This is a genomic window from Povalibacter sp. (assembly GCF_036520495.1).
Classification (GTDB): domain Bacteria; phylum Pseudomonadota; class Gammaproteobacteria; order Steroidobacterales; family Steroidobacteraceae; genus Steroidobacter.
The window spans coordinates 36,550-57,752 of record NZ_DATDJO010000039.1 but is presented as its reverse complement, the minus strand read 5'-3'; the positions used below and the strand labels follow the sequence as shown (position 1 = coordinate 57,752).

The 21,203-nt window shown below is 62.5% G+C and carries 20 protein-coding genes, 1 tRNA gene and 1 pseudogene; 17 read left to right on the top strand and 5 right to left on the bottom strand.

The window, feature by feature from the left end; all coding sequences use genetic code 11:
• Positions 1-2: 2 nt before the first annotated feature.
• From VIZ63_RS14975 to VIZ63_RS14965, 3 genes and pseudogenes are all read right to left on the bottom strand, one after another.
• The gene (locus VIZ63_RS14975; protein ID WP_331610474.1) at positions 3-740 is read right to left on the bottom strand and encodes an ABC transporter permease subunit; all 738 of its coding nucleotides are present in this window, start codon (positions 738-740) and stop codon (positions 3-5) included.
• A gap of 82 nt (positions 741-822) precedes the next feature.
• Positions 823-1,482, bottom strand: a pseudogene (locus VIZ63_RS14970) (ABC transporter ATP-binding protein); the annotation flags it as partial.
• Positions 1,483-2,056: 574 nt separating this feature from the next.
• Positions 2,057-2,827, bottom strand: coding sequence for a hypothetical protein (locus VIZ63_RS14965; RefSeq protein ID WP_331610471.1), 771 nt, complete (start codon positions 2,825-2,827; stop codon positions 2,057-2,059).
• A 188-nt stretch (positions 2,828-3,015) separates the two neighbouring features.
• Here VIZ63_RS14965 and VIZ63_RS14960 point away from each other — a divergent pair, with 188 nt between their 5' ends.
• Positions 3,016-3,750: a hypothetical protein gene (locus VIZ63_RS14960; RefSeq protein WP_331610470.1), complete on the top strand. Its 735-nt coding sequence runs from the start codon at positions 3,016-3,018 to the stop codon at positions 3,748-3,750.
• A 51-nt stretch (positions 3,751-3,801) separates the two neighbouring features.
• Here the strand turns inward: VIZ63_RS14960 and VIZ63_RS14955 are convergent.
• Positions 3,802-3,877: transfer RNA gene (locus tag VIZ63_RS14955), tRNA-Glu, on the bottom strand.
• Positions 3,878-3,959: 82 nt separating this feature from the next.
• Here VIZ63_RS14955 and pcnB point away from each other — a divergent pair.
• The 5 genes from pcnB (at position 3,960) to panC (ending at position 8,417) form a co-directional block, all read left to right on the top strand.
• Complete coding sequence (gene pcnB, locus VIZ63_RS14950) at positions 3,960-5,342, top strand: polynucleotide adenylyltransferase PcnB (protein ID WP_331610469.1); 1,383 nt, start codon at positions 3,960-3,962, stop codon at positions 5,340-5,342.
• Between the two features lie 13 nt (positions 5,343-5,355).
• The gene (folK, locus tag VIZ63_RS14945) at positions 5,356-5,850 is read left to right on the top strand and encodes a 2-amino-4-hydroxy-6-hydroxymethyldihydropteridine diphosphokinase (protein WP_331610468.1); all 495 of its coding nucleotides are present in this window, start codon (positions 5,356-5,358) and stop codon (positions 5,848-5,850) included.
• A gap of 19 nt (positions 5,851-5,869) precedes the next feature.
• Complete coding sequence (locus tag VIZ63_RS14940; RefSeq protein ID WP_331610467.1) at positions 5,870-6,535, top strand: deoxynucleoside kinase; 666 nt, start codon at positions 5,870-5,872, stop codon at positions 6,533-6,535.
• Between the two features lie 203 nt (positions 6,536-6,738).
• On the top strand, positions 6,739-7,566 hold the full coding sequence (gene panB / locus VIZ63_RS14935) for a 3-methyl-2-oxobutanoate hydroxymethyltransferase (protein ID WP_331610466.1): 828 nt from the start codon (positions 6,739-6,741) through the stop codon (positions 7,564-7,566).
• Complete coding sequence (gene panC, locus VIZ63_RS14930; RefSeq protein WP_331610465.1) at positions 7,566-8,417, top strand: pantoate--beta-alanine ligase; 852 nt, start codon at positions 7,566-7,568, stop codon at positions 8,415-8,417. The genes panB and panC overlap by 1 nt, the downstream gene beginning before the upstream one ends.
• On the opposite strand, the gene queG is transcribed toward panC, so the two are convergent.
• Complete coding sequence (queG, locus tag VIZ63_RS14925; RefSeq protein WP_349261201.1) at positions 8,395-9,489, bottom strand: tRNA epoxyqueuosine(34) reductase QueG; 1,095 nt, start codon at positions 9,487-9,489, stop codon at positions 8,395-8,397. The genes panC and queG overlap by 23 nt on opposite strands.
• 49 nt (positions 9,490-9,538) lie before the next feature.
• Between queG and VIZ63_RS14920 the strand changes: the two genes are divergently transcribed.
• The 11 genes from VIZ63_RS14920 (at position 9,539) to VIZ63_RS14870 (ending at position 21,199) form a co-directional block, all read left to right on the top strand.
• Positions 9,539-11,029 (top strand): NAD(P)H-hydrate dehydratase, encoded by a 1,491-nt coding sequence (locus VIZ63_RS14920; protein WP_331610463.1) that lies wholly within the window; start codon positions 9,539-9,541, stop codon positions 11,027-11,029.
• The gene (gene tsaE / locus VIZ63_RS14915; RefSeq protein WP_331610462.1) at positions 11,002-11,493 is read left to right on the top strand and encodes a tRNA (adenosine(37)-N6)-threonylcarbamoyltransferase complex ATPase subunit type 1 TsaE; all 492 of its coding nucleotides are present in this window, start codon (positions 11,002-11,004) and stop codon (positions 11,491-11,493) included. The genes VIZ63_RS14920 and tsaE overlap by 28 nt, the downstream gene beginning before the upstream one ends.
• A 126-nt stretch (positions 11,494-11,619) precedes the next feature.
• The gene (locus tag VIZ63_RS14910; RefSeq protein ID WP_331610461.1) at positions 11,620-12,870 is read left to right on the top strand and encodes an N-acetylmuramoyl-L-alanine amidase; all 1,251 of its coding nucleotides are present in this window, start codon (positions 11,620-11,622) and stop codon (positions 12,868-12,870) included.
• 63 nt (positions 12,871-12,933) lie between these two features.
• Complete coding sequence (gene mutL, locus VIZ63_RS14905; RefSeq protein WP_331610460.1) at positions 12,934-14,733, top strand: DNA mismatch repair endonuclease MutL; 1,800 nt, start codon at positions 12,934-12,936, stop codon at positions 14,731-14,733.
• 5 nt (positions 14,734-14,738) lie between these two features.
• Positions 14,739-15,695 (top strand): tRNA (adenosine(37)-N6)-dimethylallyltransferase MiaA, encoded by a 957-nt coding sequence (miaA, locus tag VIZ63_RS14900; protein WP_331610459.1) that lies wholly within the window; start codon positions 14,739-14,741, stop codon positions 15,693-15,695.
• Between the two features lie 174 nt (positions 15,696-15,869).
• Positions 15,870-16,127, top strand: coding sequence for an RNA chaperone Hfq (gene hfq / locus VIZ63_RS14895; RefSeq protein ID WP_331610458.1), 258 nt, complete (start codon positions 15,870-15,872; stop codon positions 16,125-16,127).
• Between the two features lie 95 nt (positions 16,128-16,222).
• Positions 16,223-17,566 carry a ribosome rescue GTPase HflX gene (hflX, locus tag VIZ63_RS14890; RefSeq protein ID WP_331610457.1) on the top strand — a complete coding sequence of 448 codons (1,344 nt, stop codon included), beginning with the start codon at positions 16,223-16,225 and terminating at the stop codon, positions 17,564-17,566.
• Between the two features lie 28 nt (positions 17,567-17,594).
• Positions 17,595-18,761 (top strand): FtsH protease activity modulator HflK, encoded by a 1,167-nt coding sequence (gene hflK, locus VIZ63_RS14885; RefSeq protein ID WP_331610456.1) that lies wholly within the window; start codon positions 17,595-17,597, stop codon positions 18,759-18,761.
• Entirely contained in the window at positions 18,761-19,633 is an 873-nt protein-coding gene (gene hflC / locus VIZ63_RS14880) for a protease modulator HflC (protein WP_331610455.1), read from the top strand. Before hflK ends, hflC begins: the two co-directional genes overlap by 1 nt.
• 58 nt (positions 19,634-19,691) lie before the next feature.
• Positions 19,692-19,883, top strand: a complete 192-nt coding sequence (locus VIZ63_RS14875) for a DUF2065 domain-containing protein (protein WP_331610454.1) — start codon at positions 19,692-19,694, stop codon at positions 19,881-19,883.
• A gap of 23 nt (positions 19,884-19,906) precedes the next feature.
• Positions 19,907-21,199 carry an adenylosuccinate synthase gene (locus VIZ63_RS14870; RefSeq protein WP_331610452.1) on the top strand — a complete coding sequence of 431 codons (1,293 nt, stop codon included), beginning with the start codon at positions 19,907-19,909 and terminating at the stop codon, positions 21,197-21,199.
• Positions 21,200-21,203: the final 4 nt, after the last annotated feature.

Below are 21,203 nucleotides of genomic sequence, written 5' to 3'. Positions count from 1 at the left end.
GATCAGTCGGCCTTCTTCATTTCCAGCACGATGGCATTCGCCACCAGCCACGCGACGATGAGCGTCGCGAAGTAGAGCAGATCGCGCAGGTCGATCACGCCCTTGGCGATGGAGCTGAAGTGGGTGAGGAACGAAAGCGACGCCAGTGCATCGACGACCGGCTGCGGCAGCCAGCCGCTGAACACATTGATGACCGGTCCGAAGCCCGTCAGCAGGAAGAAGAACAGGCAGATCACGGCGGTGAGGATGAAGGCTATGACCTGATTGCGGGTTGCCGCGGAGATGCAGCCGCCAACAGCGAGGAAGCCGCCTGCCATGAGGAAGCTGCCGATGTACGCCGCCACGATCGTGCCGTTGTCAGGGTCGCCGAGATAATTCACGGTGATCCACATGGGGAAGGTGAGTGCGAGCGCGAGACCGGCAAACGCCCACGCGGCGAGGAATTTGCCGACCACGGCCTGCCACACGGTGACCGGCAGGGTCATGAGCAGCTCGATCGTTCCTGATTTGCGCTCCTCCGCCCACAGTCGCATCGACAGCGCGGGAATCAGGAACAGGTACAGCCAGGGGTGATAGCTGAAGAACGGCGCGAGGTCGGCCTGGCCGCGCTCATAGAAGCCGCCGATGAAGAACGTGAACACGCCGGTGAGCACCAGGAAGATCACGATGAAGACGAAGGCCAGCGGCGTGGCGAAGTAGCTGGCGAACTCGCGTTTGCAGAGTGTGCAGATGTTATGCATGGACGACTGCTCCCGCGGCGATGGGCGCCTGTTGGGTGGTAATCGTCCGGAAAAAATCATCGAGTCGCCTGGAGGGCGCAGTCGCGGCCAACCGCTGCGGAGTGTCGTCCGCGAGGATGCGGCCGTTGGCGATGATGATCGCGCGATTGCACACCGCGTCGACCTCTTCGAGGATGTGCGTCGAAATGACGATGATCTTGTCCTTCGCCATCGCATTGATGAGCGTGCGCACCTCGTGCTTCTGGTTGGGATCGAGGCCGTCGGTCGGCTCATCCAGAATCAGTACGGGCGGATCGTGCAACAGCGCCTGCGCGAGGCCCACGCGGCGCTTGAAGCCCTTGGACAATGTTTCGATTGCCTGGTCGAGCACGCCGCCCAGGGCAAGTCGCGCGATCACGTCGTCCAGTCGGCTGCGCCGCCGCTCGCCTTTCAGGTCGCGAATATTCGCGATGAAGTCCAGGAAGCTGCGCGCGGTCATTTCCGAATACGCCGGGGCGCCTTCGGGCAGGTACCCCATGCAGGTCTTGGCAGCGATCGGCGAGGATTCGACGTCGTGCCCGCACACCCGGATGCTGCCCGAGGTGGGCGCCAGGAATCCCGTGATCATTTTCATGGTGGTCGACTTACCGGCCCCATTCGGTCCCAGGAAGCCGAGCACCTGGCCTGGTGCGACGTCGAAGCTGATGGAATCGACCGCAGTCAGCGATCCGTAGCGTTTGGTCAGATGGTTGATCTCGATCATGTCGCTTTCGCTTTGTTCTTGGTTGAAAAGCCTGTCGTGTGACAGCGGCAGTCCGCGCCGAGTTCACGCTGGCTCGTTGAATTCGATGACCCTGGCGAGGGTGGTTCGATCCAGAAATCGGGCGGGGGATTTTTCTACGGCCCCGCGGATTTTTTCAACACTCCGCTTGGGGCCGGGCAGCAATATGACGGTGACTTAATTTGCGGTGCGCAGGATCGTGCATGTGCACGGAGCGGGTTTTTTTGGCAGTGCGAGAGAAGCGCGTGCTCTGAAGCCCCGGAGCGGACAATGCTTTAGAACTGCCTGTGTACCGAGCTATTTGCGGATGCGATCACAGAATTGCTGTTGCGCCGCAGTATTTCGGTGTGTATATTTGGCATCGCAAAATGACGCAGCGGCAGCAACGACCGAACAGATGTTCGGGAACTAATGCGCTCCCGCCGGTCAATGCAAAGGTCGCTGAGAGTCGTGCCGGGTAACAACGGCGCGGCTAATGCTCGAATCCCCCTGATTGGCCGGGTTATCGTAAGATTCCCGGCCTTTTTTTTTGCTCTCGTGATTTGCCGGGGTCTGGTCAGGCGGTCTTCGCCGCACGTATCTCGATGTCCGCCTTGTTCGCGCGCAGAAATTTACGGATCTCTGGCACGGCAGGACGGTCTGCGATCCGTCCGATCAACTCGGCCAACTCGTGCCAGGGCTTGCCCCATTTCAGCAGTCGTACAGCGTCTGCCAGCATTTTTTCCTTCAGGTCGGTCGTCAATGTCCTGGGTGTCGCCTCGGGTTTCGCGGCGCCTGCGGCGGGGCGAGTCGCGGGCTTCTGCTCTGGCCGCGCTGCTACGGCGTTTTTTGCGGGTGGCTGCGTCGCTTTCTGTCCGGAGGGCGCGGGCACCGCTGCTTTGCCGGGGGCGGGGACTCTGAGCTTCGGCATCTCGCGAGTCGCTTCTTCAGCGGGTCGGGAAATCTTCGGCTGCGCAGGCCTGATCACCGTCGGCGCTTCGACTGTCTGGCTCGCTCCGCTGCTGGTGTTCCCGCGGTCGGGATCAGCCAGCGGCACAAAACGCTGGATGTGCTGGATCCCCACCAGGTTGGCAAGGAATGCCATTAGCTCCAGAGATTCAGCGAAGCGACTGTCTCCCATGGCTTGGCGGGTCTCACAGTGCGACTTGAGTTCGAGGATCTTCTGGCGCGCGACCTCCAGTACCCACCGCGTGGGCCGGTCGTGCTTCGGCCAGGGCTGCGCACGGGCGTAAGCGGCGTCGCTGAGCTCGACGTACTTCAGATGCAAATCGATGCTGGTCAGCCATTTGTCGATCTGCTCCGTGATGCGGCGGTCCGCTGGTGTCATATCAGCTCCGGTTCAGTGCCGGGATTATGCAGCTGGAAAGTCGACCAGTTCTGAGATGGCGCTCCCACTGGAGGAGCAGATCGGTGCGGTTGGGCGGTCGCCTTGCTTCCGGGCGGCTACGGACCGGCGTAGCGCAACGATCCTCGCGTGTTCTAGGCTGGGGGCACGCAGTAAGCAGGGATGTAATCATGCGGCAATGGATCGCGGGAGCCGTTCTGGCGGGCGTCGTTACCGTGGGAGAGGCGCAGGAGGCCTGTGACGGTGTCAGGATCGACTACGAAGCTTCCGTCCCCTCCATCAATGCCCCGATGGGTCCATGGTCGGAAGTACTGCGGAATTTCCCCGAAGCGCGCGGGATCACTTCGCGCATCGTCTATGCGACGCCGCAGCGCCTCATCGACATTCAGCGCGGTGTCGGCATCAAGGCCACGGTGAGCAAGGACATGCTCGCTCCGGCGCCGGGGGTACATTTTCGCGACGCATCAGGACGACCCATCCTGTGGGTGGGGTATCGGCAGGTTCCCCTGCACTTCATGACCATCAAGTCTGCCACTGAACGGATCAGCTACAGCAGCGTGACTGGCGAGGCGCGTCGCATCGCTGTGGACGCCCCTGACCGTGACATGACAGCGATGCTGCTGGCGATGGAAGGCACCGCCGAAACGATCGGCGACCGCGAATATGCGGGCGTCAGATGCGTCGCCAAGCGCATTCCCATGCAAGGTCCGCGCACCGAGACCTGCGTTCGCAGCTATCACGGCTGGCCAATCGCGCTGTATCTGCAGATCGACATGCCCGAGGCGGGTGGACTGCAGTGGTTTCGCGCGAATCGTATCGACGAACACGCCTGCATGCGCGGAAGCGAGGTCGCCATTCCCGCGGATGCGAAGATGATCGACAAGCGCGGCAGGGCGACAGACTGATGGTGTCCGCGGACGTAAGCCCTTGATCGAATGCGGGCGATGCCGCAAAAATGGCGCTCCCAGAGGGATTCGAACCCTCGTACCAGCCTTGAGAGGGCTGTGTCCTAGGCCTCTAGACGATGGGAGCGTGATTGTCGGTCCGGTCGGACGCCGGCCGAGGCTGTATTATAGACGGCGATTCCACTGTACTTAAAGCGGCGTGCGCTCTTTTGAACCAACAAAATTTTACGGACCCCCAGGTCGAACCCGACAAGCCGCTGATCGTTGCGCGCGATAGTCACCCGATTTCCCGGGCCAACATCTCCCCCAATGCACTGAAGGTCCTGTATCGGCTCAAAGAGGCCGGTTATCAGGGATTCCTCGTGGGTGGCGCGGTGCGCGATCTGTTGCTTGGGATCGAGCCAAAGGACTTCGACATTGCGACCAACGCGCATCCCGATCAGGTGAAGCAGTTGTTTCGCAACTGCCGGTTGATCGGCCGCCGCTTCCATCTGGCGCATGTGCGGTACGGCTACGAGATCATCGAAGTCGCCACGTTCCGCGCAGCCCATACGGCTATCGACGATGACAACAGTGTCGATGAGGGCGGCCATCGCGTGCTCGATGCGCGTGGTCGGATTCTGCGCGACAACCTTTACGGCACGATCGAAGAAGACGTCTGGCGTCGTGACTTCACGGCGAACGCTCTTTATTACAGCATCGAGGACTTCACGGTCTGGGACTACGTCGGTGGTGTTGCCGATGCCCGGGACCGCATCCTGCGATTGATCGGCGATCCCGAGACCCGCTACCGCGAAGATCCGGTGCGCATGCTGCGGGCGATCCGCTTCGCGGCGAAGCTCGATTTCGAGATCGAACCGCAAACCGCGGCGCCGATCAGCAAGCTGGCGTGGATGCTCGACGCCGTGCCGCCGGCACGTCTGTTCGATGAGATCACCAAGCTGTTCCTGTCGGGCACGGCCGTGGGCGCCTTCGATCTGCTGGTGCGCTACGGCCTGCTCGAGCATTTGTTCCCGGATATGGCGGCGGCGTTGAAGGAGCAGCCCGACAGTCCGGCGGCCAGGCTGCTGCGTCTGGGGCTCGAAGGCACCGATGCGCGAGTGAGGGCGGACAAGTCCGTCACGCCGACCTTCCTGTTTGCAGTGCTGCTCTGGCCGGCGATCAGCCGCGCCTATCAGAAATTTGATTCGCAGGAGGACAGCGAGATCCAGCTGATGTCGCTGGCGTGTGATCAGATGACGACGCGACAGCAGGCGCGCATCGCCGTGCCCAAGCGTTTCACGTTGCCGATGCGCGAAGTGGTCGCCATGCAGCCGCGCTTTGCCGTGCGCTCCGGCAGGCGGGCGTTGCGTCTGCTCGATCATCCGCGTTTTCGCGCCGCTTACGATTTTCTGTTGCTGCGGGCGGCAGCAGGAGAAGTCGATCCGGAGCTTGCAACCTGGTGGACCGAGATCCAGGAGTTGCCTCCGGAGGAACGCATTGCGCGAGTTGAGCAGCGCCCCCTGGGAGTAGCAGCTGCAGAGCCTGCAGGTTCAGCCAGTCCGCGCCGCCGCCGAAGACGCCGCCCTCCTCCGGCCGCCAGTACTCCCTGACGGGAACGACGGAATGTCGTCCCTGTGGATGCCGGCGTACGTTGCTATTGGCAGCAATCTCGATGATCCGCTCGCGCAGGTCCGCATGGCCTTGCAGCGCTTGCAGGCACTCGAAGCAAGTTGCCTGGTGAGTTCATCGCGTCTGTATCGTTCGGTGCCACTCGGTCCGCAGGAACAGCCCGGCTTCATCAACGCGGTGGCCGGGCTGCTCACGCAGCTCGAGCCTCGTGAGTTGCTGCTGCGTCTCAAAAGGATCGAGGCCGACATGGGTCGCACCTCGCCGGTGGTGAGGTGGGGGCCTCGCAGGATCGATCTGGACTTGCTCGTCTACGGTTCGGTGCAGATCAACGAAGGGGATCTGGTCGTGCCGCATCCTGGTGTCCACGAGCGCAACTTCGTCCTGTATCCTTTGCGCGATATCGCGCCTGACCTCATCGTTCCCGGGCACGGAAGTGTTGCGGGCCTGGCCGCGCGGGTCGGCGCCGCCGGACTCGTGCCGATTCCATAAAGAATATTTCTGCTGCCGCATGTCCGAGAAACTTCCAACAGCGTCGCATCGCTTTGTCGTGGTCGAAGGTCCCATCGGGGTTGGCAAGACCAGTCTCGCGCGGCGCCTCGCGCACAGCTTCGGCAGCGAACTGATCCTGGAGCAGGCGGAGGAAAATCCGTTCCTCGAGCGGTTCTATCGCAATCCGCGCGCCGGGGCGTTGCCAGCGCAGTTGTTCTTCCTGTTTCAGCGCACACGACAGCTCGAGGATATCCGCCAGCACGATCTGTTCGAGACGGTGCGGGTGGCGGATTACCTGCTCGACAAGGACCGCCTGTTCGCGCGCCTCACGCTCGACGATGAGGAATTTGCGCTGTACGAGCAGATCTACGAACGACTTGCGGTGGACGCGCCGGTGCCGGATCTGGTGATCTACCTGCAGGCGCCGATCGACGTGCTGCTCGAGCGCATCGCACGGCGAGGTATTCGTTACGAACAGCAGATCGAGCGCGAGTATCTCGAGCGCTTGCAGGAAGCATACGCACGGTTCTTCCACGCTTATGACGCATCGCCGCTGCTGATCGTGAATGCAGCGCAGGCCGACTTCGTTTCCAACGATCGCGACTACGAACAGTTGTTCGAGCAGGTGCGTCGCGTGCGTAAGGGACGGCACTACTACAATCCGTTGAAAAGCGCTGCAGATTGAGCATGGCGGAGGCGCGCGCTGCGTCCCAACGCCGCCGTTGGGTTTTTGCGTTGCGGTTGATGTTTGCAATCCCGTCGTTCATTCTTGGCGCCGTCGGCCGGGGGGTATGCATTTGCATCGGCTGCGCGCGCAGATTTGCGCGCTTCTTCCCGTGCGTTCCTTCCTCGCGCCGCTAGTCGGTATTCAAAGTTCGCGAGTCATTGATGTACAAGCATCTGCAAGAGCGGTACGCACCGCGTCCGCCGGTCAATGTTGCGACGCTGGAGCGCATGAAGGCCGAAGGCGAGAAGATCGCCTGTATCACCGCGTATGACGCCAGTTTTGCGACGCTGGTCGATGACGCCGGAATCGATCTGGTGCTCGTGGGCGATTCGCTGGGCATGGTCATCCAGGGTCACGACACCACGGTGCCGGTCACGCTGAACGATGTGATCTATCACTGTCGCGCTGTCGCCAAGGGTCTGTATCGCCCCTTCCTGCTGGCCGATATGCCCTTCATGACCTACTCCTCCAAGGAACAGGCGCTCGATAACGCCGTGCGTCTGATGCAGGAGGGCGGCGCCAAAATGGTCAAGCTCGAAGGCGGTTCGGGTCAGGTCGAGATCGTCGAGTTCCTCGCGAAGCACGACATCGCCGTCTGCGCTCATCTCGGTCTCAAGCCGCAATCGGTCCACAAGGTCGGTGGCTTTCGTGTGCAGGGTCGCGAAGAAGCTGCCGCCGAACAGATGATGCGCGACGCGAAGGCGCTGGAAGCGGCGGGCGCAGATATCGTGCTGCTCGAATGCATTCCCGCAAAACTGGGTACGCAGATCACGCGCGAGCTGCACGTCCCTGTGATCGGCATCGGCGCCGGGCCGGATACCGACGGTCAGATTCTGGTGCTGTACGACGTGCTCGACATCACCGCCGGCCGCAAACCCAAGTTCTCGAAGAATTTCATGGAAGGCCACGGCAGCCCGCTGGAAGCGATCAAGGCATACAGCGACGCGGTCAGATCGCGCGCCTACCCTGGACCGGAACACTGTTTCTGATGGATACGATCGTTCGTTCGGCGGACCTGCGTCGCATCGTGGCGCAGTGGCGTAACGGCGGTGAGCGCGTCGCGTTCGTGCCGACGATGGGCAATCTGCACCAGGGCCACGGCGATCTCGTGCGCCGTGCAACGCAACTCGCTGAGCGGGTCGTCGTCAGCGTCTTCGTCAATCCGATGCAGTTCGGTCCGAATGAGGATTTCGCGGCATATCCGCGCACACCCGATGAGGATCGTGCGCTGCTTGAGTCGCTCGATACCGACCTGTTGTTCCTGCCGGAAGTGGACGAGATGTATCCGCGCGGCCAGGAGATTTCCACGCGAGTCCAGGTGCCCGATCTCGATGGCATCCTGTGCGGCGCGTTTCGCCCGGGACATTTCGTCGGCGTCGCGACCATCGTCACGAAGCTGCTGAATCTCGTGCAACCGGATGTGGCGCTGTTCGGCGAGAAGGACTACCAGCAGCTCATGATCATCCGTCGCGCCGCGACCGACCTGTGCATGCCGATGGAAATCGTCGGCGTGCCGACCACGCGCGAAGCGGACGGGCTCGCCATGAGTTCGCGTAACCGTTACCTGTCGGTCGAGCAGCGACAGCAGGCGCCGCGCATTTTTGCCGCGCTCGAAGCCGCGCGGCGCGCCATCGAATCCGGCGTCGCGGATTTTGCGGTCTTGGAGCAGGCCGGCATCGAGGCGCTGCAGAAGGCTGGATTCAAACCCGACTACTTCTCGATTCGCGATGCGGCAACGCTGGGTGAGCCCGCAACCACTGCGGATGTCGTGATCGCAACCGCGGCGCGCATCGGTCGCGCCCGTCTCATCGACAACGTCAAGGCGACACCGCGACGTTAGCGTGTGGCGACGTGTGCTGGGCCAGGGCCCATGCCACGTGTTCGCGCACCAGCTCCGACGGATCGTCCGCTCTCGCGTGCAGCGCCGCCACGACGCGTTCCGACGTCGGCGCATTGCCGAGCGCAACTGCGATATTTCTCAACCAGCATTCGTGGCCGATGCGCCGGATGGCGCTGCCTTCGGTTCGGGTCAGGAATTCCGCTTCCGTCCAGGCGAAGAGATCGATGAGCTGCGGCGCGTCGAGTCCGTGGCGGACGGCGAAGTCTTTTTCCACCGCGATGCGCGCAAATTTGTTCCAGGGGCACACCAGCTGGCAGTCATCGCAGCCGTAGATGCGATTGCCCATGGCCTTGCGGAACTCGATCGGGATGGAGCTGCGCAGTTCGATCGTCAGGTATGAAATGCAGCGACGCGCATCGAGTTCGTAAGGAGCGACGATGGCTTGCGTGGGGCAAACGTCGATACACGCGTTACAGGTGCCGCAATGAGCGCTCGCCGGTGCGTCTACGGCCAACGGCAGATCGGTGAGAATTTCCCCGAGGAAGAACCATGAGCCCGCGTTGCGGTTGATCAGGTTCGTGTGTTTGCCGATCCAGCCGAGCCCGGCATCGCGGGCGAACGCCTTTTCCAGAATCGGAGCGCTGTCGACGAAGGCGCGGTAACGTGTGCCGGCACAGCGTGCAGAGATCTTGTCCGCGAGTCGCGCAAGACGACTGCGCAGCAGCTTGTGATAGTCGCGTCCGAGCGCGTAACGCGAAATATAGCCGCGTTGCGGATCGCCGAGCACGTCGTCAGCAGGCGCGGCATCCGGCGGCAGGTAGTCCATCCGCGCGGAGATCACGCGCATCGTGCCTGGGACGAGTTCGTCGGGGCGGGCGCGCATGCGACCGTGGCGCGACATGTATTCCATCTCACCGTGGCGCTGCAGGTCGAGCCAGCGCATGAGTCGCGCTTCGTCTTCCGCCACGCCCGGTGCGGCGATGCCGATCTGCTGAAACCCGAGTTCGCGGCCCCACTCACGGATGTCGGTGGCGAGCAGGTCGGCGGGGGGGGTAGGGAAATCTTCGGCCATGAGCGGCGATCGCAACGCGGATCTCGCAACGGTCAAAGTATACTGGGTCATGGCCAATCTGCCCCTCGCCATTCACACCGCTGCACAAGTGCGCGAACTCGATCGTCATGCAATCGAGGACCTGGGTATTCCCGGTTACACCTTGATGACATCGGCAGGTGAGGCTGCGCTCACGACGTTGCGCAGTTACTGGCCGGGTGCGCAACGGGTCGTTGTTCTGTGCGGGCCTGGCAACAACGCCGGCGACGGTTACGTCCTCGCGCGACTGGCGCGAACCCGGCGCCTCGACGTGACGGTCATCGCACTGGCGGATCCTGCCTCGCTGCGCGGCGATGCGCATCGGGCATGGCGGGATTTCGTCGCGGAAGGTGGAGCGACCCGCAGCTGGTCGGATGACTGTCTGAATGGGGCAGAAGTCATTGTCGACGCCATTTTCGGAATTGGCCTGTCGCGCGCGATCGAGCCTGCGATGGCGGCAAAGATTGCGCGTGTGAATCAATCATCCGCGCCTATCCTGGCACTGGATATTCCGAGCGGACTCGATTCGGATACCGGGGAGATCCTCGGGGCCGCGATCCATGCCGAGCGAACACTCGCCTTCCTTGGGCTGAAGCAGGGCTTCTATCTCGGCGACGGACCGAATTGCACGGGCGTCGTCATGTTCGATTCATTGGATCTGTCGGACGCAGCACTGTCTCACGCGCGGCCCTCGGTCTTGCGAATCAGCGAGGACGCACTGGCGCGATTGCTGCCTCGCCGTCGGCGTACGACGCACAAGGGGCAGCAGGGGCACGTGTTGGTCATCGGTGGCGGTGTCGGTATGGCTGGCGCCGCGCGTCTTTCCGGCGAAGCAGCGTTACGGGTCGGTGCCGGGCTCGTCACTGTCGCCACGCGTCCGGAGAATGTCGCGGGCGTGGTGGCGCAACGTCCGGAACTGATCTGTCGCGGCATCGAATCGGGCGCTGATTTGCAGGCGCTCATCGAGCGCGCCGACATCATCGCCGTCGGGCCGGGGCTGGGGCAGGACGCCTGGGCGCACTCCGTGGCGAACAGTGCGCTGCATTCCGATAAACCTACCGTGATCGATGCCGATGCGCTGAATCTATTGGCGCAATCGCCGTGCAAGGGCGAGCACCGCATCCTCACGCCGCATCCCGGCGAGGCCGGGCGGTTGTTGGGGATGTCGACCGCCGCTGTTCAGGCCGATCGTCTGTCGGCTGCGCGACAGATCGTCGAGCGCTACGGGGGAACGGTGGTGCTGAAAGGCGCCGGTACGCTCGTCGTCGAGCGCGACGGACTGCCATCGATCTGCGATCAGGGCAATCCCGGCATGGCGTCACCTGGCATGGGTGATGTGCTGACGGGTGTCATCGCAGGCATCGCGGCGCAGACCGCGGAGTTGGCTGAAGCGGCGCGGGCGGGAGTATTGGTGCACGCGATGGCGGGAGACATGGCTGCGCGTCGGGGCGAGCGCGGCTTGTTGGCAAGCGATCTGTTTACCTACCTGCCGATATGCGTGAATCCGACACAGCAAATCTGAACGTCCCGAGTGCAGAGGCGATGCGCGAACTCGGGCGTGATCTCGGTCGTGCGCTCGCCCGGCATCGCGGTAACGCCGTGGTCGTCGCCATTCAGGGCGAACTCGGCGCGGGCAAGACGACGTTTGTCGGCGGCGTGTTGAATGCGTTGGGTATTGCCGGGCCGGCCCGCAGTCCGACATACACGCTCGTCGAGCCCTACGACGTTGCAGATCGTCAGGTGTTTCATCTGGATCTGTATCGACTGGCCGATCCGCGGGAAGTCGACGCGCTCGGCGTGCGGGATCTGTTGTCGGTCGATTCGGTGCTGCTCATCGAGTGGCCCGAGCGCGGCGAGGGGATGATTCCGCCGGCCGATCTGGATCTCTCGATTGGTTACTGCGGCGATGACCAGCGCGAGATCACTCTGCACGCGCGTGGTGCTGTGGGCAGGGAATTGCTGAGGCAGCTGCCAGTAGTGCGATAAAGCTCAAGCTAGGTGATCTATCTTCATAATTTGTATTGAAATAATCTCAACGCACAGAGTACATTACGGGGACTCATGAAATCCGCGCAGTGTCAATCAGCTTCCCATGCCCGCCTGCAGGCGGTCATGGGACTGTGTTGCGCTCTGTTGATGGCGCCGATCGCCTTCGCCGCCCCCAATGTCCTGGTGAAGGATGTCCGTTTGTGGGCCGGTCCCGATGCGACGCGGGTAGTCCTGGATCTTTCCGCTCGCGCGAAGTACACCGTTTCGACGCTGCAAAACCCGGATCGCGTCGTCGTCGACATTCAATCCGCTCGCCTGGAAAACACGGCGCTCGCCATGCCGGCGGGGCAGGGGTTTGCCAAGCAGTTGCGAGCGGGTGTTCAGGGCCAGGACCTACGGCTGGTGGTGGACCTGACCGGTCCGACTGCGCCGAAAGCATTCGCCGTCGATCCGCAGGGGAGTCTGGGGCATCGATTGGTGGTCGATCTGGCCCCCGGAGCAGCAGCGACGGTCGTTCCCGCTGCAGCGCCAGCACCCGCGGTTTCTTCTGCGCCAACGGTCGTGAAGTCCACACCCAGTACCCTGGGTCGGGACATTGTGGTGGCGATCGATGCCGGACATGGCGGCGATGATCCCGGCGCAATGGGACGCGGTGGTGCCCGCGAGAAGGATGTGACGCTGGCCATCGCCCGGCGTCTCAAAGATCGGATCGATCGCGAACCGGGCATGCGCGCGATCCTCACACGCGATGGTGATTACTTTCTGGCGCATAGGGTCCGTATCAAGCGGGCGCGCGATCAGCAGGCCGATATGTTCATCTCCGTACACGCGGACAGTTACAACGATCGCTCGGTCGTCGGCTCCTCCGTGTACACCCTGTCCGCCCGCGGCGCGTCGGATGAGGCTGCCCGCTGGCTGGCCGAACGCGAGAATGCGTCGGACCTCATCGGCGGCGTGTCGCTCGATGACAAGAATGACGTGCTGAAGTCCGTGCTGCTCGATCTGTCGCAAGGCGCAAGCATGAGCGCCAGCCTGGTTGCAGCGAACAAAGTGATGAACGAACTGGATAGCATCGGCAACGTGACCCGTCGCGGCGTCAAGCAGGCCGGCTTCCTGGTGCTGAAGTCGCCCGATATCCCGTCGATGCTGGTGGAAACAGCGTTCATTTCGAATCCCAGCGAAGAGGCGCGACTGAAAGACCCTGGTCATCAGCAGCGGCTGGCCGAAGCGATTCATCAGGGCGTGCGCACTTATTTCTACGCCAATCCTCCGCCCGGCACCCATATCGCTCAGCTGCGCCAGCAGCGTGACGGCCGGATTGCCGCTGCCGACAATGCCCCTGACGGTGTGCCTCGCGCCGGCGCTGCGCACTGAGTCCTCGCTCAGTCGTCCCCGATCGCTCTGGTATCCTCCGCGACCCGTCCTCCGGTCGCGCTCATGCCGATTCGCATCCTTCCAGATCAGCTCATTCACCAGATCGCCGCAGGTGAAGTGGTCGAACGACCCGCGTCCGTGATCAAGGAGCTCGTCGAGAACAGCATCGATTCCGGCGCGACGCGGGTCGACGTCGAGATCGAAGACGGCGGCGTGCGTGTAGTTCGCGTCCGGGACAATGGCGGCGGTATCGCGCGCGATGAACTGGCGCTGGCGCTCTCCAGGCATGCCACGAGCAAGATCACCACGATCGATGACCTGGAGCGTGTGATGACGCTCGGTTTTCGCGGCGAAGCGCTGCCCAGCATCGCGTCCGTGTCGCGCATGCGCCTGACTTCGCGAGTGACCGGCAGCGACTCCGCGTACTTGGTCTCGTCGGACAATGGCGTGCTGAGTGAGGTGCAGCCAGCGGCGCATCCACCCGGAACGACCGTCGAGGTCCGCGACCTGTTCTTCAACGTTCCGGCCCGGCGCAAATTCCTGCGCGCGGAGCGGACCGAAACCCAGCACATCACCCGCGCCATCGAGCGCATGGCGCTGTCGAGCTTCAGAACCGCGTTTTCGCTGAGCGTAGGCAAGAAGCTGGTGGCCGAATATCCGGTAGCACACTCGCAGATCGATCGGGAACGGCGGGTGGCGCAGATCGTCGGCGATGAGTTCATGGCGAATGCCCTGTTCGTCGAGCACGAAGCAGCAGGATGCAAGCTGAGTGGTTGGCTGTGTCAGCCGACGTACGCCCGTGCGCAGCCCGACCTGCAGCATTTCTATCTGAACGGACGCACGCTGCGTGATCGAGTGATCGCCAGTGCCATCCGCCTTGGTTATCGCGATGTGATTTTCGGCGGCCGCCATCCGGCCTACGTGCTGTTCATGGAGATCGACCCGACGCAGGTCGACGTGAACGCCCATCCGGCAAAGCTCGAAGTGCGGTTTCGCGATGGCCGGCACGTGCACGATTTCCTGTTTCGCACCGTTGAGCGCGTACTGCGCGATACGTATGCAGGCGCTGCGTCGCAGGCGCCGGCACCTGCGAGCATCGACACATTCATGCCGGCCGCGAATGCGGCGAGCGTGTGGCCGTCGCAAGGCCCCTCATACGGTGGTGCCAGTCGTTCCTTCGGTAGTCAGTCGTCGCTTGGGTTGCGGGTGGCAGAGCCGTCGCTGGCGGGGTTCGCGGCATCATCACCCACGCATACTGCATTCAATGAACCGGCGGAAACACCACCACTGGGATTCGCGCTTGCCCAACTGCATGGCGTCTACATTCTGGCTCAGGCGCCCGACGGTCTGATCCTCGTCGACATGCATGCCGCGCACGAACGAACGACGTATGAGCGCATGAAGGCGGCGCTGGGGCAGGGTGCTTTGGCGAGCCAGCCATTGCTGACGCCGATCGCCATCAATGTGTCGCAGGCGGAAGCGGATCTGCTGGAAGAACACGCCGCGCTGCTGGTGCAGGCGGGGCTCGATATCGAAAGATCCGGCCCCACCGGTGTTCATGTCCGTGCTATCCCGGCGTTTCTCAAGGCTTCCGACATCGATGCGCTCGTGCAGCGCGTCGGCGCGGATCTGGTCGCAAACGGCATCTCGCGCGGCGTGGAAGAGGCACTGAACGAAGTGCTTGGGACGATCGCGTGTCATGGAGCCGTCCGCGCGCATCGCAATCTCACGGTGCCGGAGATGAATGCGTTGCTGCGCGAAATGGAACGTACGGTGCGCAGCGATCAATGCAATCACGGTCGGCCGACATGGACCTACGTCAGCATGAGCGATCTTGACCGGATGTTTCTGCGAGGCAGGTGAGTCAGATGGCAACGCCGCGCTCCCGACCCGTCGCGCTGATCATGGGGCCGACCGGTGCGGGCAAAACGGATCTCGCACTACGACTCGCGGCGCGCTTGCCGGTCGATATCGTGAGCGTCGATTCCGCCATGGTGTATCGCGGCATGGATATCGGCACGGGCAAGCCCTCGCGCGCAGTCCTGGCGCAATTCCCCCATGGCCTGGTCGACATTCTTGACCCGGTCGAGTCGTATTCCGCCGGACAGTTCGTCCGCGATGCGCGAGCCGCAATCGACGAAAGTCACGCCAAGGGCCGACTGCCGTTGCTGGTCGGTGGAACGATGCTCTATTTCCGTGCGTTGCGGCGGGGCTTGGCTGACTTACCTGCGGCAGACGTCGGCGTCAGGGCAGATATCGATCGCGACGCGGTCAGTCGGGGTTGGCCGGCGTTGCATGCGGACCTGGCCGCGGTCGATCCGATCGCTGCGGCGCGTATCAATGCCGGTGACGGTCAGCGAATTCAGCGGGCGCTGGAGGTGTATCGCCTGTCAGGGCAGACGTTGACCGAGTTGCATGCTGCAACTGCGGTGCCGGATGCTTCGTTGAAGTTCGCTGCTTACGCCTGGGTGCCGGGCGATCGGCAACGGCTTTATGCCGCCATTGCGGGGCGTTTTGCAGCAATGATGGCTGGAGGTTTACTGGAAGAAGTGGCCGTTCTGCACCGTCGTGATGATCTGCATCCGCGGCTGCCGGCGATCCGATCGGTCGGCTATCGGCAACTGTGGGAGCATCTCGACGGTTCGGTGTCCTACGAACAGGCGATTCACAATGCGATCGTCGCTACCCGGCATCTGGCACGCCGGCAACTGGTGTGGCTACGTGCGGAAAACAACATTGATTGGTTCGATGCCCTTGATTCCAGGGCGAGTGACTCCATCGAGACTGCAGTCGCATCACTTTGCGACGCCACGAAGAACGTATGAGAGGCTCAGTATTAAGCGAAGCCCCGATCTGGAGACGAGGACCTCTGTGCTAGACTGTGGCACTGCAACGAGCGCGAGGATCGCGTTCGCGAGCTGTCCTCCGGCTGCATGGAAGTGGCTCTGCCGGAAGCGTTCGTACACAATAATTTCGGAGCAATAACAAGGAGATAAATGATGGCCAGAGGGCAATCATTACAGGATCCGTTCCTGAATACTTTGCGCAAGGAGCGCGTCCCGGTCTCCATTTACCTGGTGAACGGCATCAAGCTGCAAGGTCAGATCGACTCGTTCGATCAATTCGTCGTTCTGTTGAAGAACAGCGTCAGCCAGATGGTTTACAAGCACGCGATCTCCACGGTCGTCCCAGCGCGCAGCATACGCGTGCCGACGAGCGACGAAGACGGTGTTGAAACCGCTGCGCCGAGCGAGTGACTTCGGACGAATGATGCCGACGGCGATTGGCTTGCAATGCGGAGACTTTCCCCCGCGGAGTGCTGGACGAATGACTCGGCGTATGGAGAAGCCGGTTGTTTGAACGTCCACGCAGCGGCGAGCGCGCACTGCTGGTTCGCATCGGCTTCGGCCAATCCCCGTCCAGGGACGAACTGAGCGAACTGGAATCGCTGGCTACCTCGGCAGGTGCCGAGGTGCTGGGCGTCATTACCGGTACGCGACGCTCGCCAGATCCGCGACTCTTTGTCGGCAGCGGCAAGGCGGACGAAATCCACGACGCGGTAAAAACGCTCGGTGCCGACCTGGTGGTCTTCGATCACCCGCTATCGCCCAGTCAGGAGCGCAATCTCGAAGCGCTGCTGCAGTGTCGTGTCATCGATCGGACGGGACTCATCCTGGACATCTTTGCGCAGCGGGCTCGCACATTTGAGGGCCAGCTGCAGGTCGAGCTGGCGCAGCTGCGGCACGTCGCGACCCGACTCGTGCGAGGCTGGACGCATCTGGAGCGACAGAAGGGCGGTATCGGTCTGCGCGGACCGGGCGAAACCCAGCTCGAAACTGACCGGCGTTTGCTTGGCAATCGCATCAAGACGCTGAATGCGCGCCTGGAGAAGGTGCTCACGCAGCGCGAGACGACGCGTCGCGAGCGCAAGCGGGCGGAGATTCCAACCGTTGCGCTGGTGGGGTACACCAACGCAGGCAAATCGACTCTGTTCAACCGGCTCACCGGTGCGGAGGCGTATGCTGCAGATCAGCTGTTTGCAACGCTCGATCCAACGGTGCGTCGCCTCGAGCTTCCGGATGCGCGTTTCGCACTACTGGCCGACACCGTCGGCTTCGTCCGCGACTTGCCGCATGAGCTGGTCGCCGCCTTCCGTTCGACGCTGCAGGAGGCGCGCGAAGCGACCTTGCTGCTGCACGTGGTCGATGCTGCGGACCCGGAACGCGGGGAGCGCATCGAGCAGGTGAATCGCGTGCTCGACGAAGTAGGCGCGGGTTCGTTACCGCAGCTCGAGATCTACAACAAGGCAGACCTGGTGGGAGAAACGCCGCGCATTGAGCGTGGCGCCGAAGGACGGGCCCGCCGTATCTGGGTATCAGCGCAAACCGGCGCAGGAACCGACCTGCTGGTGGAAGCCATCGGGGAATTCCTCGGTCCGGAGCTGGTGCATGGTCATTTCGTACTCGATCCCAGGCACGGCCGGGCACGAGCGCGATTTTTTGCGGCCGGGGCGGTGCTATCGGAGCACACTCTGCCAAATGGCGAAACGGATCTGGAAATTTCGATGCCTCGCAGAGCCTTCGAAGACTTGTGCCGGACGGAGGGGCTTCCTAGCAATGGCCTCGATCCATCCCAAACTTGTGCCACTGGCGAGCCATTCCTACAATCGCCCGTTTCCACCCGCTGGTTCAGCTGATTTTTTCTCCGGAGTGACTGAGTTTCTTATGGCCTGGAACGAATCCGGCGGAAATTCCGGCGGCAAGCGAAATAATCCCTGGGGCGGCGGTAACAAGCCGGACCAGGGCCCCCCGGATCTCGACGAAGTCGTGCGCAATCTGCAGCGCCGGCTTTCGGGCATCTTTGGCAGTGGCAACGGCGGACCGCGCGGCACGGGCACATCGAGTGCCGGCCGTGGATTCGGCATTGGCACCATTGTCGTGGTGCTGTTGCTCATCTGGGCATTCACCGGTCTGTATCAGGTCGACGCCGCCGAGCGCGGTGTCGTTCTGCGCTTCGGCAAGCACGTTGCGACGACGCAGCCGGGATTGCGCTGGCACATGCCGTGGCCGATCGAAACCCGGCAGCTGGTCAACACGCAGACCATCGAGAGCTTCAGCGAAACCACGCGGATGCTGACGGCCGACGAGAACCTCGTCGACATCAACCTCGAAGTTCAGTATCGGCGCGCCGAGCCCCTCGACTACATTTTCAATGTCGAGTCGCCGGATGGCACGTTGCGCGAAGTCAGCGAAAGCGCGATTCGCGAAATCATTGGTCGCAGCAAGCTCGACTATGTGCTGGAGTCCGGCCGTCTCGACATCGTCGTGCGGACCAAGGAGTTGATCCAGCGCACGATCGATGCTTACAAGACGGGCATCGAGGTCACGTCGGTCAACCTGCAGGACGTCAAGGTGCCTAACGAGGTGTCGCCGGCCCAGCAGGATGCGATCAAGGCCCGCGAAGATCGCGATCGCTTCTCGCTCGCCGCCCAGGCCTACGCGAACGACATCATCCCTCGTGCACGAGGTGCGGCCGTCCGCGAAATCCAGGATGCGCAGGCCTACAGGGCCCGCAAAGTCGCCGATGCAGAAGGTGAAACCCAGCGCTTCGGCAAGCTGCTGACCGAGTACGAGCGGGCTCCGGCGGTCACCCGAGAGCGCCTGTACCTGGAGACGATGGAAGAGGTGTTGAAGTCGAGCAAGAAAGTCCTGCTCGACACTTCCGGCGGCAGCGGCAACCTTATCTACCTGCCGATCGACAAACTGATGGAGCAGCAGACCAAGCGGCCGCGCGTGGAAACTACGCCGGCGGCGGGGGCCAGCGCATTTGAGTCGACGGCAACAGGGGCCAGCGGTCAGGCGGCTGACCAGCGCCCGCGAGGATCACGCTGATGGCTAATCGTGCATTTCTGGGTCTGATTGCCCTAGGCGCCGTCCTGCTGCTGTTTGCGATGTCCGCATTCACCGTGCGCGAGACGGAAATGGCCATCAAGTTCCGTTTCCGTGAAATCGTGCAGGCCGAGTATCAGCCGGGCCTGCATTTCATGGTGCCCATGGTCAACGAGGTGCAGAAGTTCGACAAACGCGTGCGCACGGGCAACGTACCGCCCGAGCAGTTCCTGACCAGTGAAGGCAAGATCCTGCGCATCGACTTCTATATGAAGTGGCGCATCCAGGACGTTTCCACGTTCTACACGTCCACTTCCGGCGGTGATGCCAAGATCGCAGAAGCCCGTCTGGGGGCGATCGTGAAGGACGGTATCAAGGGCGTGATCGCCCGTCGCACGATCCAGCAGGTCGTCGCCGCGGAGCGCGACGAGTTCACGGGCGAAATCCTCAAGCTTGCGGAGGCGAATGCGCGCGGCCTGGGCCTGCAGCTCGTCGACGTGCGCGTGAAGAAGATCGATCTGCCCGAAGAAGTGAGCGAATCGGTGTTCAATCGTATGCGTCAGGACTTCGATCGCCAGGCCAAGCGTCTGCGCGCCGAGGGTGACGAGAACGCCGAGAAGTTGCGTGCCGAAGCCGATCGTCAGCGGACGGAGCTGCTCGCCGAGGCGTATCGCGAAGCCGAAGGCATTCGCGGTGAAGGCGACGCGAAGTCTGCAGATATCTACGCCCGCACCTATTCGCGGAACGTGGATTTCTACTCGTTCTATCGCAGCATGCAGGCTTATCGGAAATCGATCGGCACCGATAGCGACGTGCTGGTGATCTCGCCCGACAGCGAGTTCTTCAAGTACCTCAACCGGTCAACCAAGCGCTGAAGTTGTTGCTTCGATCCGGCGCCCTCGGCGCGATTCGTTTCGTATCCGCGGGGCGCGCATGAACTGGTCTGATCTGCTGGCAGCGTTTGCGCTCTATTTAGTGCTCGAAGGCATCATGCCATTCGTCAATCCCCAGGCCATGAAGCGCTTCATGCTGACCATGGCGCAATTCGCCGATCGACATCTGCGCATCTGGGGTTTCATCAGCATGGCGCTGGGGCTGGTGCTCCTGTACGCCGTGCGCTCCTGAATGTTTATTTTTTGCGTGCTCTTATGAACAAGAACGTGGTGGTCATCGGCGCCCAGTGGGGCGATGAAGGCAAGGGCAAGATCGTCGATCTGCTCACCGATCGCGTGTCGGCCGTGGTGCGATTCCAGGGTGGACACAATGCAGGCCATACGCTGGTCATCAATGGTCGCAAGACGATCCTGCGCCTGATTCCTTCGGGAATCCTGCATGACGGCGTGACCTGCTTCATCGGCAATGGCGTCGTCCTGTCGCCGAAGGCGCTGTTCGAGGAGATCGGCGAGTTACAGCGCGCGGGCATCGATGCGCCGAGCCGGCTGCGTATTTCGGAAGCCTGCCCGCTGATCCTGCCGTATCACATTGCGCTCGACCAGGCGCGCGAGACGGCGATGGGAGCCGCGAAGATCGGCACCACCGGTCGCGGCATCGGTCCTGCCTATGAGGACAAGGTGGCGCGCCGCGCGATCCGCGTGCAGGACCTGTTTGCACGCGAACGCTTCGCCGCGAAGCTCGGTGAAGTGCTCGACTATCACAACTTCGTGCTGCGCAATTACTTCAAGGTCAGCCCGATCGATTTCCAGCAGACACTGGATGAAGCGTTGCTGTTCGCGGAGCAGCTCCGGCCGATGGTCGCGGACGTCTCCGCGGAAGTGAATGCGCTCATGCGGGCGGGCAAGCGCCTGCTGTTCGAGGGTGCGCAGGCCGCACTGCTCGATGTCGATCACGGTACTTATCCTTTCGTTACGTCGAGCAACTGCGTTGCCGGACAGGCTTGTGCGGGGGTCGGCGTCGGGCCGCAGCACCTGCACTACGTGCTCGGTGTCGCGAAGGCGTACGCGACTCGTGTGGGCAGCGGTCCATTCCCGACGGAGCTGGACGAGGAGGTGGGTGAGCACCTGCGCGTCAAAGGCAACGAATACGGCTCGGTGACCGGCCGTCCGCGTCGCTGCGGATGGTTCGATGCGGCCGCCTTGCGCCGTGTCGTCGAACTCAACGGCATTTCGGGCCTCTGCATCACCAAGCTCGATGTGCTCGATGGTCTCGATACCGTGCGTGTTGCCGTGGGTTACATGGTGCGCGGCGAGCGCCGCGATATCCTGCCGGTCGGCGCCGAAGCGCTGGCGATCTGCGAACCCATCTACGAAGAGCATGCTGGTTGGACGCAGAGCACCTACGGAGTGAAATCTTTCGATGCTCTGCCGGCGAATGCACAGTCCTATCTGCGTCGACTGGAGCAGCTGGTCGGTGCGCCGATCGCGATCATTTCCACCGGCCCCGATCGGGCCGAGACCATCATTGTCCGCAATCCACTCGACTGACCGC